The 15027-nt window shown below is 47.6% G+C and carries 13 protein-coding genes and 1 other RNA gene; 7 read left to right on the top strand and 7 right to left on the bottom strand.

What is annotated here, in order from left to right:
• Positions 1-5 precede the first annotated feature (5 nt).
• Positions 6-1322: a Xaa-Pro aminopeptidase gene (pepP, locus tag AKN87_RS06705; protein WP_053102885.1), complete on the bottom strand. Its 1317-nt coding sequence runs from the start codon at positions 1320-1322 to the stop codon at positions 6-8.
• 25 nt (positions 1323-1347) lie between these two features.
• Positions 1348-1914: a UPF0149 family protein gene (locus AKN87_RS06700; protein WP_053102884.1), complete on the bottom strand. Its 567-nt coding sequence runs from the start codon at positions 1912-1914 to the stop codon at positions 1348-1350.
• A 326-nt stretch (positions 1915-2240) separates the two neighbouring features.
• On the opposite strand from AKN87_RS06700, the gene AKN87_RS06695 reads away from it, so the two are divergent.
• From AKN87_RS06695 to AKN87_RS06685, 4 genes are all read left to right on the top strand, one after another.
• Positions 2241-2435: a hypothetical protein gene (locus AKN87_RS06695; protein WP_053100487.1), complete on the top strand. Its 195-nt coding sequence runs from the start codon at positions 2241-2243 to the stop codon at positions 2433-2435.
• The gene (locus AKN87_RS06690) at positions 2425-2745 is read left to right on the top strand and encodes a cell division protein ZapA (RefSeq protein WP_053100486.1); all 321 of its coding nucleotides are present in this window, start codon (positions 2425-2427) and stop codon (positions 2743-2745) included. Before AKN87_RS06695 ends, AKN87_RS06690 begins: the two co-directional genes overlap by 11 nt.
• A gap of 28 nt (positions 2746-2773) precedes the next feature.
• A non-coding RNA gene (ssrS, locus tag AKN87_RS12115) (6S RNA) lies at positions 2774-2950 on the top strand.
• Positions 2951-2958: 8 nt separating this feature from the next.
• Positions 2959-3606 carry a 5-formyltetrahydrofolate cyclo-ligase gene (locus AKN87_RS06685; RefSeq protein ID WP_231692596.1) on the top strand — a complete coding sequence of 216 codons (648 nt, stop codon included), beginning with the start codon at positions 2959-2961 and terminating at the stop codon, positions 3604-3606.
• Here the strand turns inward: AKN87_RS06685 and AKN87_RS12360 are convergent, their stop codons facing one another.
• On the bottom strand, positions 3607-3753 hold the full coding sequence (locus AKN87_RS12360; protein WP_199532718.1) for a hypothetical protein: 147 nt from the start codon (positions 3751-3753) through the stop codon (positions 3607-3609).
• Between the two features lie 272 nt (positions 3754-4025).
• Here AKN87_RS12360 and AKN87_RS06680 point away from each other — a divergent pair, with 272 nt between their 5' ends.
• From AKN87_RS06680 to AKN87_RS06670, 3 genes are read left to right on the top strand one after another with little or no spacing between them, the layout of a single operon-like run.
• Positions 4026-4991 carry an HlyD family secretion protein gene (locus AKN87_RS06680; protein ID WP_053100484.1) on the top strand — a complete coding sequence of 322 codons (966 nt, stop codon included), beginning with the start codon at positions 4026-4028 and terminating at the stop codon, positions 4989-4991.
• Positions 4992-5042: 51 nt separating this feature from the next.
• Positions 5043-7793, top strand: a complete 2751-nt coding sequence (gene rbbA, locus AKN87_RS06675; RefSeq protein ID WP_053102883.1) for a ribosome-associated ATPase/putative transporter RbbA — start codon at positions 5043-5045, stop codon at positions 7791-7793.
• A gap of 1 nt (position 7794) precedes the next feature.
• Entirely contained in the window at positions 7795-8901 is a 1107-nt protein-coding gene (locus AKN87_RS06670) for an ABC transporter permease (RefSeq protein ID WP_053102882.1), read from the top strand.
• A 19-nt stretch (positions 8902-8920) separates the two neighbouring features.
• Here AKN87_RS06670 and AKN87_RS06665 read toward each other — a convergent pair whose 3' ends face one another.
• The 4 genes from AKN87_RS06665 to AKN87_RS06650 all read right to left on the bottom strand — a co-directional run bounded on the left by AKN87_RS06665 (position 8921) and on the right by AKN87_RS06650 (position 14993).
• Positions 8921-9808, bottom strand: a complete 888-nt coding sequence (locus tag AKN87_RS06665) for a lysophospholipid acyltransferase (protein ID WP_053102881.1) — start codon at positions 9806-9808, stop codon at positions 8921-8923.
• Positions 9809-9917: 109 nt separating this feature from the next.
• A complete protein-coding gene (pdxA, locus tag AKN87_RS06660; RefSeq protein ID WP_053102880.1) occupies positions 9918-10907 on the bottom strand; it encodes a 4-hydroxythreonine-4-phosphate dehydrogenase PdxA in 990 nt (329 codons plus the stop codon).
• Positions 10907-12223, bottom strand: coding sequence for a peptidylprolyl isomerase (locus AKN87_RS06655; RefSeq protein ID WP_053102879.1), 1317 nt, complete (start codon positions 12221-12223; stop codon positions 10907-10909). Before AKN87_RS06655 ends, pdxA begins: the two co-directional genes overlap by 1 nt.
• A complete protein-coding gene (locus AKN87_RS06650) occupies positions 12198-14993 on the bottom strand; it encodes an LPS-assembly protein LptD (RefSeq protein ID WP_053102878.1) in 2796 nt (931 codons plus the stop codon). The genes AKN87_RS06655 and AKN87_RS06650 overlap by 26 nt, the downstream gene beginning before the upstream one ends.
• Positions 14994-15027 lie beyond the last annotated feature (34 nt).

Genomic DNA, 15027 nt, shown 5'->3' with positions numbered 1-15027 from the left:
AGCGCTTACGCCATTAACGCTTCAATGTCTGCACGTTGTTTTGGAACGCCTTGGGTTAGTACTTGGTATCCACTATCGGTAACGAGTACGTTATCTTCAATGCGCACACCAATGCCACGCCACTTCGCAGCCACGCTCTGATCATCGGGCGCAATATAAATCCCAGGCTCGATGGTAAATACCATTCCCGGAGTTAGCTCACGCCAGTTGCCCTCTACTTGGTAAGCACCTACATCGTGCACGTCTAAACCTAACCAGTGACCAGCACGGTGCATATAGTAAGGGCGATAAGCATGGCTTTGAATCAGTTGCTCTAGCTCACCTTGCAAGATTCCAAGCGCTATTAGGCCTTCAGTAATCACGCGTACGGTAACATCATGGGGCACATTCCAACGTTGCCCTGGGGCAACAGATTCGATTGCTGCTTGGTTCGCTTGGAGCACGATATCGTAAATCGCGGCTTGTTCAGGACTAAAGCGGCCATTCACTGGAAAAGTGCGAGTGATATCGCTAGCATAACCATTGATTTCACAGCCAGCATCAATCAGTACTAGTGCGCCGTCAGGAATTAATTGGTTATTTTCCACATAATGCAGAATACAGGCATTGTCGCCACCGGCCACAATCGAGGAATAGGCGCTGTGATGGGCGCCGCCTTGACGAAAGGTATAGTCTAGCTCGGCTTCTAATTGATACTCGTAGATACCTGGCGTAGCAGCTCGCATCGCATTGCAGTGTGCCGCTGCTGAGATCTGCATAGCTTGTTGCATTTGCTCTACTTCAAATGGGCTTTTGATCAGACGCATCTCATCGAGCACCTGAGTAATATCTTCAATCACCGTGGGTGCGCTAGCCCCTGCTCTGGCTTGTTGTCTTAGCTGTTGCAGTGCCGTACTGACAAGTGTTTCTGAGCGCTCGGCGTAGGCAAATAATTGATAGAGAGTCTGTTTGCCATTGAGTAGTTGCGGTAAGTGCTCGGCTAATTGGGTGATCGGTAATGCTTGGTCAAAGCCATACTGGATAACAGCACCTTCAAGGCCTGCTCGTTTTCCTTCCCACTGTTCTTGTTCGGGATGGCGCTCGCGGCAAAATAAAATACTTTGGGTGCTATGCTGCGCATCTTTAACTAACACCAGACACGCCTCAGGCTCGCTAAAACCGCTGAGGTAATAAAAGTGACTGTCTGGTCGATAGCTGTATTCAACGCTGCCATTACGTGTAGCCACTGGAGAGGCCGGCAGAAGGAGTAGGCTATTAGGCGCCATGGTTTGTAACAGCTGTTGGCGCCGCTGGTGAAAATGTTGAGCAGTTGAATTAAGCATGAGTAAACCTATGGCTAATTGAAGATTAATGAGTCACTGGTGCGCGATCTTGCGGAGCAACAATGGTTTGCTTGGCTCCGCACTCAGCAAATAGCAGCAATGGGGCAACCCTTAGGTATTCACTGACTTCCATATAATCTTGCTCGTTTTCTTCACCCTCTTCGGCGTCAGCAATATTGGCTAAGGCGACAAAGTCCTCAAGTACCTCAGCTGCTTGTTCAGTCACGACAATGCTACCAATGCTTAAACCAAAGCCTGCTAAGAAACTTTGGCACCATTCGCTCAAAGCTTGTAAGCGCTCACTGAGTGATAGCTCATCTTCAGGTAGCAATAACGTCAGAGCCATGGTTTCGGTGTTAGTCAGTTCTTGATAGGTCATTAATTGTAAGCCCTGCAAGGCGCTGTGTAGCGTCTCAGGCAGTTCGCCTGCAAACAGTTCTGCTGCATCAATTAACCACTGTTGCTGATCGAAATTAGCATTTGCACAGCTGCGGCCGAGTAAAAAACCTTGTAATTCAGCCGGTGTCACCGGTTGTTGCAGGCTAGTAAGTAAGGTGGCAAAGGAGTGATAAGCAGACTGTTGGGCAGACATAAGAAACCTAAAGCAAAGACAGAAAATAAGTAGTGAATGACTAAGCCGATACTATATACCGTCTTATGTTACTACAGCCAATTGCTTAACGATGTGCAGATCCTTAGAAAAAGCAAGAATTACCTAAAGGAATAGGCTGCCACTTAGCGTAAATCTTTGTTAGAATCAAGCGCAAAACGCGCTTTGTTTAGTTTTTAGGTGAAATAACCTGCAAAACTGGGCGTTTACTTCCATGGGTATCAAGCACTGTCATTCATCCCACAGTTACTGCTGTTTGATGTAAGCGCTGTCAGTCTAAATACCTCCTTTAGCAAACAGGAGGCAGAGTGAGCCAAGATAACTTACAGAAGCTACTAGAGCGGGTTGATCAATTAGTGACCCAGCACTTAGATTTGCAAGCGCGCTATCAGCAGTTGAGTGAGGAAAATCAACAGTTACTTCAACAACACACTCAAGCATGTGCAACCATCGAGCGGATATTAGTACGCTTAGATGCACTGGAGCAGAGCGATGACTTCTAAGCAAAAAGATGTAGTGAAAATACAGATTCTCGATAAGGACTATCATGTCGCCTGTGAGGCGCAGGTTGCGCCGGCTTTAACTACGGCAGCAGAGTATTTGGATCAGAAAATGCGTGAGATCCGTCGTACTGGACGAGTGATGGGAACAGAGCGCATTGCAGTGATGGCAGCGCTAAACATGGCTTACGAGTTACAAAATAAACAAGGTGCAGTGGTCGAGAATTTCCCTACAGCGGAAGTGCAATCTAAAATTGAAGCTTCATTGCATCAAGTTAATGCGGTCCTTGCAGAGCAAGCGAAAAAGGCTTGAGCCTCAGCAGTGAGTGTGTATACTGAAGGCATCCCTAGAGTGTTGGCCAGCTTGCTACGCCCGGAGCCGATTCTCATAACCCGGAAGTTGTAACACGATCGGTGAGCAGGTCCGCTAGACGGAAAGCCTAAAGATCAATCATGACTTCCACCTTGAACTGTTCGGGTTCAAGGGTCATGCAGGCAGCGGCACTTCCGGGGAACCTTTCTGCGTTTGTCGTCACTTTTTTGTTCGGTTATTAAACCTGTCTTGAATTTAAACCTCGCACCTACTGATTTATCCAATCGACGTTTATTACGTGCTCAACTGCGTAAATTACGCCGCAGTTTAAGTGCGGTGCAACAACAGCAGGCATCGCTTAAGGTAATTAAGCATCTACGTAGTCATCCTTGGTATTGGAGTGCTCAGCATATAGCGCTCTATCAAGCAGCCGATGGTGAGTTAAACTTAGCGCCCTTAATTAACGTATTGCTGGCTGATAAAAAAATGGTTTATCTGCCCGTGTTGGCTAAGTGGCCACGTACTCAGATGTCCTTTCAGCGCATTACCGCAGATAGTTGCTATCAAGCCAACCGTTTTGGACTGGCTGAGCCTTTAAGTAACGCTAGTCAGCAGCGTTCAGCATGGGCATTGGATTTGGTATTAATGCCTTTGGTCGGATTTGATCAACAGGGTAACCGCTTAGGTATGGGCGGAGGCTTTTATGATCGTGCATTTGCATCCGTTCGGGTGAAACAGCCTAAGTTGATGGGGGTTGCCCATAGTGTTCAGCAGGTTGAGCAGTTAACTGCCGCTGCTTGGGATGTGCCTTTAGATGCAGTGCTTACTGAGCAGCAATTAACTGTTTTTACCACTGACTAGTTAACGAATACTCAGCTCTAAGGCTTGCTGATACTCTTTGCTGGAGTTGTGTCTTTCCCAGAGGCTTGACGCATAACTGGTAGTCACAATGCCTAAGCCTAAAACAATCGCTAATACTACGAGCAAGTCAGGTTTTTTGTGACGCATGAACGCAAAAATCCATGTAATAAATAGAAGTTAGGCAAGATCGATAGTGATCGGTAGTTTAAGTTGGCTTAACAAGACTTACATTTGAGCATTAAGTTCAAATTAATGCTCTATATTATACGGTGGGCTGATTTAACTTAAAACAAAAACAATAGAGTAATGATATTTTTGTGAAATGGTAGGAAAATTACTTTAATTGATTACAATCAAATGAATGGAATCAGTCCGTTTAAGGCCGATTTTTTAGTTTTAGTCATATTTCAGGGGATGTTATGTCTGCTCAAAAGTCGTTAGCACGTCATTTTATTTGGCCGGTACTGCTGGTATTAGTGGCAGCTGCAGGTTTTGGTTATTGGCGTTCGCTGCAAGTGAAGTTGCCAGAGGGAGTCTATGAAGCCAATGGGCGGCTGGAGGCGACTGAAGTCCATATTGCTACCAAGTATCCAGGGCGCTTAGAAACTGTATTAGTGCGAGAGGGCGACAAAGTTACTAAGGGACAGTTATTGGCTAAGTTGGATACGAAAACCTTAGAAGCTCAGAAAAATCAAGCACAAGCTGAAGTAGCGCGGGCTAAAGAAAACCTAGCTACTACTAAAGCCACCGTTGCGCTACGTAGTAGTGAGCAAAAATTAGCTAGACAAAACTTAACTCGCTTTAAAGAGCTGTATGACCGTGGTCATGCTAGTGGTCAGCAGATTGATCAACACCAAGCCCAGTTTGATACCGCACGTGCGGCAGTAGCTGCTGCGCAGTCGCAAGTGTCTGCAGCAGAGGCAGCGATTAGTGCGGCCGAAGCCACTGTAGCGCAGCTGACCAGTGAGATTGAAGACAGCAGCTTGCGTGCCCCCATGGATGGTGTGGTGCAAATGCGTTTAGCAGAGCCTGGTGAAGTCTTAGGCGCTGGCGGGCGAGTGTTATTACTGATTGATCCTACAGATCAATATATGAACGTTTATTTGCCTTCCGCAGTGGCGGGAGCATTAGCGACTGGCGATTCGGCGATGGTGCTGCTAGATGCTTTAGATCAAGCATTACCGGCTAAGGTGCAGTTTGTGGCTGATAAAGCGCAGTTCACCCCTAAAGAGGTGGAAACCCGTGATGAGCGTCAGAAGCTAGTGTTTCGAGTAAAGCTTCGTCTTACTGATCCTCAAGCAAGCCCACAAGCTAAGCCGGGCATGCCAGGTTCTGGTTTTGTGCGTAAATCAGAGCAGATAGAATGGCCTGACAAACTTAAGTAGTGATGCCAAGCACATGACAATTGGAGGGAAAGCCACGCTTAAGGGGGAGCCATGGGTAGTCAAGTAGCCATTCAAGCAACAAATATTAGCCATCAATACGGTACACAGCAGGCACTACGCTCGATTAGTTTTGAGTTGCCAGTGGGCGCACGGTGTGGATTGATTGGTCCTGATGGGGCGGGTAAATCGAGCTTACTGGGGTTGATCTCTGGGGTTAAGATTTTACAAAAGGGCGAGCTGTCGGTGCTGGGTGGGCCGATAGATCAACGCCGTCACCGTAAAACACTGTATCAGCGCATTGCATTTATGCCCCAAGGATTAGGGCATAACCTGTATCCTGACTTATCCATTGAAGAAAATATTCGTTTTTTTGCTACGGTATTTGGTTTATCACGCGAAGAATGTGATCAACGCATGGTGGGCCTGTTAGCTGCGACCGACTTAACAAAGTTTGCCCAGCGTCCAGCAGGTAAGCTATCCGGCGGGATGAAGCAAAAGCTAGGGCTCTGTTGCGCCTTGATTCATGATCCTGATTTGTTAATTTTAGATGAGCCAACCACTGGTGTTGACCCCTTATCCCGCCGTCACTTTTGGGAGTTGGTTGAGCGAGTGCGGGCTGAGCGTCCACACTTAACCTTATTAGTGGCCACGGCCTATATGGAAGAGGCCGCGCAATTTGAGCACTGCCTAATGCTTGATCAGGGACAGATTATTGCTCAAGGTGCGACTGCAGAGTTGGCACAGGTGGTGCCGAGCCAAAAGCTGGATGCGGCCTTTACCTATTATCAGCAGCAACGGCTAGTTGCTAGTGGTCAAGCCAGTGCTGAGGCGGCAGAGTCAGGTGAGTTACAGATTCCGCCGCGAACGTTAGAAAATGCACCCATTGCGATCAAAGCCACTGATTTAACCTTAATGTTTGGCGACTTTACTGCGGTTAAAGAGGTGAGTTTTGCCATTGAAAAGGGCGAGATTTTTGGTTTTCTAGGTTCCAACGGCTGCGGTAAAACCACCACCATGAAGGTGCTCACCGGCTTATTGCCAGCAACCTTTGGTGAGGCTTGGTTGTTAGGCCAGCCAGTGGATGCCAAAGACTTAGCCACTCGCAAACGAGTAGGCTTTATGTCGCAAAGTTTCTCGTTGTATGGTGAGTTGAGTGTGCGACAAAACCTAGAGCTGCATGCCAAGTTATTTGATATGCCGCGTGATTTAGGCCGGCAGCGCGCCCAAGCATTAATTGAGCAATTTGGTCTCAGCCCTTATGCACAAGAACAGGCAGGGGCTTTACCTTTAGGGGTTAGGCAGCGTTTATCATTAGCAGTCTCAATTATCCACCAGCCAGAAGTATTGATTCTTGATGAGCCAACCTCAGGCGTAGACCCTGCAGCTCGAGATGAGTTTTGGCGGATCTTATTGCAGCTGTCTCGAGAAGATAGCGTCACGATCTTTTTATCCACCCACTTTATGAACGAAGCGGAACGCTGTGATCGTATTTCCCTGATGCATGCCGGTGAAGTATTAGCCGTTGGGACACCAGCACAGCTACAGCAGCAGTTTGACGGTGAAACTTTAGAAGATGCCTTTGTCACTTGTTTGCAGCAAGCCCAGGATGAAGTGCCTAGCGAGGCCAGTACCCTAGCGGGAGAAGATCAGGAGATCCAAGCACCGCGTCAGGGGTTTAGCTTAACCCGAACCTATGCTTTGGCGATGCGTGAAAGCAAAGAGTTACTAAGGGATAAAGTGCGGATGGCATTTGCGCTCTTGGGTGCGGTGTTTATGATGATCATTTTTGGCTTTGGGATTTCGTTGGACGTTGAGAATCTCGCCTTTGCCGTGCTTGATGAGGATGACAGTGCACAAAGTCGGGCGTATTTAGAGGCTTTTCGTGGCTCTCGTTATTTTTCTGAGCAAGCACCGCTGCACAGTATCCAAGAGCTGCATGGGCGTTTACAGCGTGCTGATATCAAGCTGGCGCTAGAAATACCGCCCAATTTTGGGCGTGATTTGTTGGCGGGTAAGCAGCCAGAAGTTGCCGCTTGGTTAGATGGTGGCATGCCTTTCAGGGCCGAAACTAGCCGCAGTTATGTTGAGGCAGTGCATGCTGAAAGTATGCAGCGTTTGCAAACAGAAAGTAGTTTAGCCTTGCCCCAAGTGAGGCAGCCGATTCATTTAGAAACGCGTTTTCGCTATAACCAAGACGTTATCAGTGTCAATGCAATTGGACCTGGAGTGATGGCGCTGATTTTGGTGTTTATTCCGGCCATGCTTACCGCGTTAGGAGTTGTGCGTGAAAAAGAGCTAGGATCGATTACTAACTTTTACGCGACGCCTTTAACTCGCTTAGAGTTTTTACTGGGCAAGCAAGCGCCTTATCTATTAGTTAGTCTATTGAACTTGGGTTTATTAGTAGCGCTTAATAAATGGTTATTTAATGTGCCACTGAAAGGCAGTGGGTTAACTTTATTTGCTGGCGGTACCTTATATGTCTTGGCAACTACCAGCTTTGGGTTATTGATCTCGACTGTAACCAAAACTCAGATTGCAGCCATCTTAGGTACGATGATCTTAACCGCATTGCCAACGGTGCAATTTTCCGGCCTGATTGTTCCGCGCTCTTCGCTAGAGGGTGGTTCGGCGCTGATGGGTGACTTTTTTCCCGCCGGGTATTTTTTAGATATTGCCGTGGGTACCTTTACTAAAGCCCTTGGATTTACTGAGCTTTGGCCGCAGTTTGTCGCGCTAGCAGGGTTCTTTATTTTATTTACTGGCATTAGCTTGCTGTTACTGAAAAAGCAGGAGGCATAAAATGCACAAGTTATCGCATATCTTTAATTTAGGTATTAAAGAGTTGATTAGCTTACGCTATGACTCAGTGCTGATTTTATTTATGTTGTACGCCTTTAGTGTGGCGATTTATATGCCAGCCTCTGGCTCAAGCATTGGGGTGAATAATGCCAGTATCGCCATTGTAGATGAGGATAACTCTCGAATCTCTCGGCAGTTGCTTGAGGTGCTGCGCGGACCAGAGTTTCAGCCACCAGTACTGATTAATTATCAACAAGTCGATCAGGCGCTGGATTCGGGGCAATACACCTTTGTAATTAATGTGCCGCGTAATTTTCAGGCTGACCTGTTAGCCAATAAGCAGCCAGAATTACAAGTGAACGTGGATGCCACCGCCATGAGCCAAGCCTTTATGGGGGCTGGCTATATTGGACGAATTCTACAAACTGAGCTGGCGCGTGCCGCACCTAAAGCTGCCGTGGCTCCGGTTAAGTTAACGACGCGCGCGCTGTTTAACAGTAATCTGCAAAGCGGCTGGTTTTTAGCCATTATCCAGATTATTAACAACGTAACAATTTTGGCGGTGTTGTTAACCGGAACGGCACTGCTGAAAGAACGCGAGCATGGGACCCTTGAGCACTTATTGGTGCTGCCGCTGACTGCTGCAGAAATTATGCTAGCCAAGGTTTGGACTAACATTCTAGTGGTAGTGTTTTGTACTTGGGTGTCTTTAGAGCTAATTGTTAAAAAAGCCTTAGGTGTGCCTTTAGTAGGTTCTATGCCATTATTTTTAGGCATTACCGCGTTGTACTTATTTGCCTGTACAGCATTGGCGGTATTTTTAGCGACCTTGGCTAAATCAATTCCGCAATTTGGCTTATTGGCAATTCCGGTGGTGATGCCAATGCTGCTGCTCTCTGGAGGTACCACTCCGCTTGATAGCATGCCAGAATGGCTGCAAATGGCGATGCAGATTTCGCCAACCACACACTTTGTCAGCTTGGCCACGGCGATTTTATTTAGGGATGCTAGCTGGTCGTTGGTTTGGCCTGAGATATTAGCTTTATTAGCCGTGGGTGTGAGTTTCTTTACCGTTGCTTTGCTACGCTTTAGACAAAGCTTGAGCTAAGTAGTATAGAGTGCGCTGGTTAATACCAGCGCTGCTCATTATTCGGGCGATTTTTGAAGCGTTTCATGCTCCACATATATTGCTCTGGCCAGCGTTCGACGTATCTTGCTAAGACAGCACTCATTGCCGCCACTGCCTGCTCGCTATCGCGGCTATACATTGCTTCCGGCGCTGCTTCAATAATCACTTTAAAACCACGGCCGTGTTCTAAACGGATAGCATGTAAAAACACCCCTAAGGCTTTTTTACCCTTGAGCATGCTGGGTACAAATTTACTGGTTAATGCCGTGGTACCTAAGAAGGGGACATAAAACCCTGCTGACTCGCTAGGTTCGGGGTCGGCTGGAATGCCTACCGCACCACCTGCACGCACTTCTTTGATTACACTTAAAATGCCGTCACGGGTTGAAGGCGCCACGCGGTTACCTAGTTGCACACGTTGGGCACTGATTAGCTCATCTAGGGCTTTAAGTTTGGGTGGGCGATAAAAAATAATCGGCTTACACTGTGAGCAAAAATAATGATTGAGCACTTCCCAGTTGCCTAGATGGCTGGTAATTCCAACGACGCCCAAACCACTATTTAGTGCGGTTTGCAGTATTTCCTCACCCTCAACTTCAATAATTAAGTCTAGAGTTTTCTCTACAGGCCAGAGCCAAGCAGCAGCGCTTTCAGTCATCGTTTTGCCGATATGGCTAAGGGTGCGTTTTTGTAACGCTTGCCGTTCCTGAAAGGGTAGGTTAGGAAAACAGTAAGACTGATTGATACGCACAGTTTCCTTGGCTTTAGTGGGTAGCGCCCATAGGCTCCAACCGATTAAACGACCCACTGACTGTACGGTATGCCAAGGAAGCTTTGCAATAAGGCGCAGCAGAGATGTTGCGATAAAACCTTTGATGGTTTTCACTCTAACTCCGAACATTGTTAGACAAAAAATACAAAATAAAACGCAGATTATACGTTTTATTTTGTAGTTAAGGACTAAATTTTATAAAGCGAGTATGGCTAGAGGGTATTTATGCTTGCTGGGTTTCAGCCATGGCATAAGCAGTGTTAAGAGCTACTTGCATACTGCCTAAATCAATTTGTCCGGTACCAGCTAAATCTAGTGCAGTGCCATGATCGACCGAAGTACGAATAATTGGCATGCCTAAGGTGATATTCACTGCAGCGCCAAAGCCTTTGTGTTTTAACACTGGCAGGCCTTGATCATGGAACATTGACAACACCGCATCGCAGTTTGCTAATAAGCGAGGAGTAAACAGGGTATCAGCTGGCAGTGGTCCGACTAAATCCATACCCTCAGCTCGAAGCTGTTTGAGGGTTGGTTCAATCACTTCAATTTCTTCGCGTCCCAGATGACCACCTTCACCGGCATGTGGGTTTAAGCCGCAGACCAGTATTTTAGGCTGTGCAACACCAAACTTACTAACTAAGTCTTGATGCAGAATACGGGTAACTTTGGTTAACCGCTCAGCAGTGATGGCATCGGCCACTTCACGTAATGGCAGGTGGGTCGTGACTAAAGCTACGCGTAAGCCTTCAGTAGCTAACATCATTACCACCTGCGGGGTATGAGTGAGCTCAGCTAAAAACTCTGTATGCCCAGAAAACGGAATGCCGGCTTCATTGATCACGCCTTTATGCACAGGAGCAGTAATCATTCCGGCAAAGTCTTTACCTAGGCAGCCGTAACCGGCACGATTTAAGGTATCGAGCACATACTGCGCATTGTTTGGATTGAGCTGACCAGTAACTACAGGCTCTGCTAAGGGAATATCCCACACATACAAGCTGTTGGCTGGTGCGGGTTGTTCTGGCCATGCCAGTGGGTTAACTGCTAATAGCTCGACCGTTAGTCCTAATTCTGTAGCACGTTGTGCTAATAGATCTTGACTAGCAATAGTAATGACTGGATGGGGCTGCGCTTTCGCAGCCAGCATTAGGCATAAATCTGGACCGATGCCCGCCGGCTCGCCGGCGGTGAGGGCGAAACGTTTAGCCATTAGATTTTAATGTCCACATAAGCTTCATCACGGATTTGACGTAACCAGGTTTGCACTTCTTCTTCAAATTTGCGGTTACGTAAGATATTTAGCGCCTGTTGCTCGCGGGCTTGGGTGCTGCTATCGGTCGTGCGGCGATCTAACACTTGCAAGACGTGCCAGCCAAATTGAGTAGAAAATGGCTTGCTGATTGCATTTATCGGAGCGCTGGCCATGGTTTCTCTAAACTCAGGCACCAACACATCTGGATCAATCCAGTTGAGGCTGCCGCCATTTAACGCCGAGCCCGGGTCTTCTGAGAAATTTTTCGCCAGTTCGGCAAAGTCTTCGCCATTTTGTAAGCGATCATAAATACGCTGGGCTAGCTGCTTTGCTTCTTCTGGACTACGAATCGCGCTGGGCTTAATGAGAATATGGCGCACTAAGGTTTCTTCTCGAGTGCTGGCCTCTAAACTACGCTTATCCAATAGCTTAATCAGCACAATGCCGCCTGCAGTACGGGCCGGTTGGGTTACCTGACCGACTTGCATCTGACCGATTTGCTGATCCAGGGGTGAAGGCAGCTGTACTGCTTTACGCCAGCCCATATCACCGCCTTGGAGGGCATTTTCACTGGCCGAGAATTGAATGGCTAACCGAGCAAAGTCAGTGCCTTGCTCGAGTTTGCCCATAACTTCTTGTACCTTTTGCTCCGCTGCCTGCAGATCTTTTTGGGTCGGTGCATCGGGTAGTGGGATTAAGATATTGGCCAGATGGTATTCATCACCGAGCTGGATTTTGCCTAGATCTGAGGCCAAGAAGTTTTTCACTTCTTGGTCAGAAACCTGAATCCGCTCCGATACGCGGTATTGGCGAACCCGAGAAATAATCATTTCTTTACGGATTTGCTCGCGCGCCTCGGCTAAGGACAAACCATCTTCAGTGAGTGCTTGCTGAAACTGTGCAACGCTTAAGCCATTGCTTTGGGCAATCATTTCAATGGAGTTATTTAGCTCTTCGTCACTGATTTGAATGCCCGCACGCTCACCCATTTGTAGCTGAATGCTATCTAAAATTAAGCGCTCCAGAATTTGCTGGTGCAGTACTTCGGTTGGCGGAGCTTCAGCACCTTGATTACGAATGGCACTGGTTACTTCTTTGACCCGTTGTTGAAACTGGCTACGCATAATCACATCGTCATTGACGATAGCTGCAATGCCATCAATCGCTTGTACTTGCGCCAGCGCCGTACCTGAAAGCAGGGAGCTAGCAAGTAATAATGCCGCGCCCAGCATTTTAGGGCGCAGAGAGTTAGAAAGCTTGATCTTCACGTTCACGATACCCTTTAATGCCTTCATCTAAGAATGTGTCTATTTTTTGGCCAGTGACTGAACCTAAGCCTTTAAAGACAATTTGTAAAAATACGCCACGATCCGCTTCACGGTTATCATTCGGGCGCTGGTTATTCTCATCATAATCTAACCAGTAACGGTTGATTAGGCGTAATTTCCAGCAACAACTGTCGTACTCAAAACCGGCAAAGGCATCTAAGGTACGATTACGGTTGTAGTCGTACTGCCAGCGGGCAATCGCGCTCCATTGTGGAACCACGGGCCACATGACCGACATATCGGTTTGTTTGATTTTGTAGAAGTCTTTAACGTAGTCACTGCTGCCTGGGCTACCGTAATCGGTACCTGTTACCCATTCACCTTTTTCACTGTCGTAGTAGGTGCGGTCAGCGCGGTAGCGCACCCCAAAGTTAACAATTTTATTCAGATCAGCATGATCTTGGTAATGGAACATTAAGCTGCCTGAGCGTGTGCTGTGGCTGTTTTTATCCCATACAAAGTCTGAAGTTAGGCGCCAGTCTTGGTTAAAGCGCAGCATATATTCCATTGCATAAGGCGATTGGCTGTGCTTAGACTCAGGCTTATCTTCATAGTTAACCCCTGGCATCTGCACCTTGCGATCACGCAGGTAGTAGCTTTGGCCAATCGAGAAGCGTTGGCGCTCTAAGCCACTTTCATCAATCCAGCGGTTTGTTACCCCCAGTGAGAACTGGTTGGTATCACCAATTCTGTCTCGGCCACTAAAGCGGTTGTCGCGGAACATGCCAGCGTAACTGAAAGTGCTTTCACTGGTATCAAATACCGGAATATCACTTTGATCTTTATATGGCACATTGAGGTAGAACAGGCGTGGCTCTAAAGTTTGGCGATAGTTTTTGCCAAACCACTGGGCGTCACGGTCAAAGTATAGGCCGCTGTCAACGCTGTAGATCGGCACACTACGTGATTGATTGCTATGAAATTTCTGCCCACCTAAAGTGTCTTTTCCACGGCTATCTAAGGTTAAGTCATATTTAGTATAGGCGTATTTAATTGCCGGTTTAATGTAACCCCATGACCAGTTCAGCGGCAGACTAATGCTAGGCTCAAGGTGTAAGCGATTACCTTCTGCTCGGGCTAAGCCTTGGATATAGTGATCATTCCAGTAAGGTTTGTTGTGATTACTTATTCCATCTTGATCATGATATTCACTACTTTTAAGACTGCGCTCAAAACGAACCAGCTCGGTTTGGTAGCCCATATCTAAACCAGCTAGCTCAAAGGGTGCACGCCCATTGAGGGTTAACTGCGGTAGACGGTTATAGGGGGTTACATCGGCAATATTGGCTCGCTCATAGGCGTGGGCATTCAGGCCGGCAGTAAAGCTATCGCCGCGCCAAGTCAGGCTACCGCGTTGATCAACAAAGTTTTTGGAACTGATATCCAGCGAGGTATTCAGGTCATCAAAAAAGTAAGGATCACTGAGGTCGGTATAGTCTAAATCAGCACGTAAGCGCGAAGTTAAGCCATGGGTGTGCTCAAGGCGATAGAGCCAGCGCGTATCTTTGTATTCTGATTGGTGTTTACGCTCATCTTCGCGGTCATTTAACCAGGAGGCACTGACCTTACTTTCGCTGTTTTTGCTGAGGTAGCGGAAATCACCTTCCATTAACAGGCCGCGCTTACTGATCAACTGCGGATACAAGGTAGCATCCATATTCGGTGCTAAGTTGAAATAGTAAGGGGTAGTAACTTCAGCGCCTTTTCTACGACTATAGGAAATACTCGGCACTAAGAAGCCCGATACCCGGCGATCATCCAGCGGAAAGTGAATATAGGGCGTATAGAACACAGGAATGTCTTTAACCCTTAAGGTTACGTTAGTCCCGGTACCAAAGCCTGTTTCATTATTTAGGGTGATATTGTTGGCCCGTACGTGCCAAGTGTTGCTGCCAGGTGTACACCGGGTGTAGGTTCCATCTTTGAGGCGGATAATGCCGTCTTCTTGACGCTTAACGTATTGGGCCTCACCACGTACGCGGCCTTGGTGCATAACGTACTGGGCATTTTCAACTTTGGCTGCACCGGTATCCAATTGAATTTCTGCACGATCACCGACCAATAACGCACCGGTATCGCGTAACCGTACGCCACCAATTAGCTCACCACGATTCTCTTGACGGTAAAGCTTAGCCTCATGGGCTTCGGCTTGCATACTGGCTTGGCGTAGCACCACATCACCGGCCAGCATAGCCACATCGCTGGTTTGCTCGTAACGTGATGCCTTAGCAGAGATATAGAGCGGCGACTCATCGGCAGGAGTTTTATCATCCATACCCGGGCGCAAGGGCTCAATATAGTCGCCTGCGCAGTAAGGGCTAATTTCTTCTAATTGGGCAGCGGTTAGTTGCTCGCGAGGTACCCAGTCTAAAATTGCGTAATCATTGGTTGAGGGTACGCCCTGATAATCATTGGCAACGGTTGAATCAAGACGTAGCGCAGGTTCTGCTGATGACTCAGCTAAGGGCGTTTCTACTTTTGTCTTGGCCGGCTGGGTAGGCAGCAATAAAGGTTCAGCTTGGGTGCTTATTTGCTTGGGTCTGGGCGGTAGGGGTTGGCTAGGTGCCGCAGCACTACAATCCCATTGGCCTGAAGCAGACACCTGGCAAGCAAACTGCTCGGATGCAGCGCTGGCAGAAAAAGTCTGAATAGCGAGTAAACTGCTAGTAACTAGCAGGGGAAATTTTCGACGAAATAAAGGTGTTTTAGCTGCCATTGTGATGTCCGTGCTTCCTGAGTGCCATTGGCTG

The organism is Thiopseudomonas alkaliphila (assembly GCF_001267175.1).
GTDB lineage: Bacteria > Pseudomonadota > Gammaproteobacteria > Pseudomonadales > Pseudomonadaceae > Oblitimonas > Oblitimonas alkaliphila.
The sequence above is the reverse complement of the archived record's forward strand: the minus strand, read 5'-3'. Positions and strand labels throughout refer to the sequence as shown.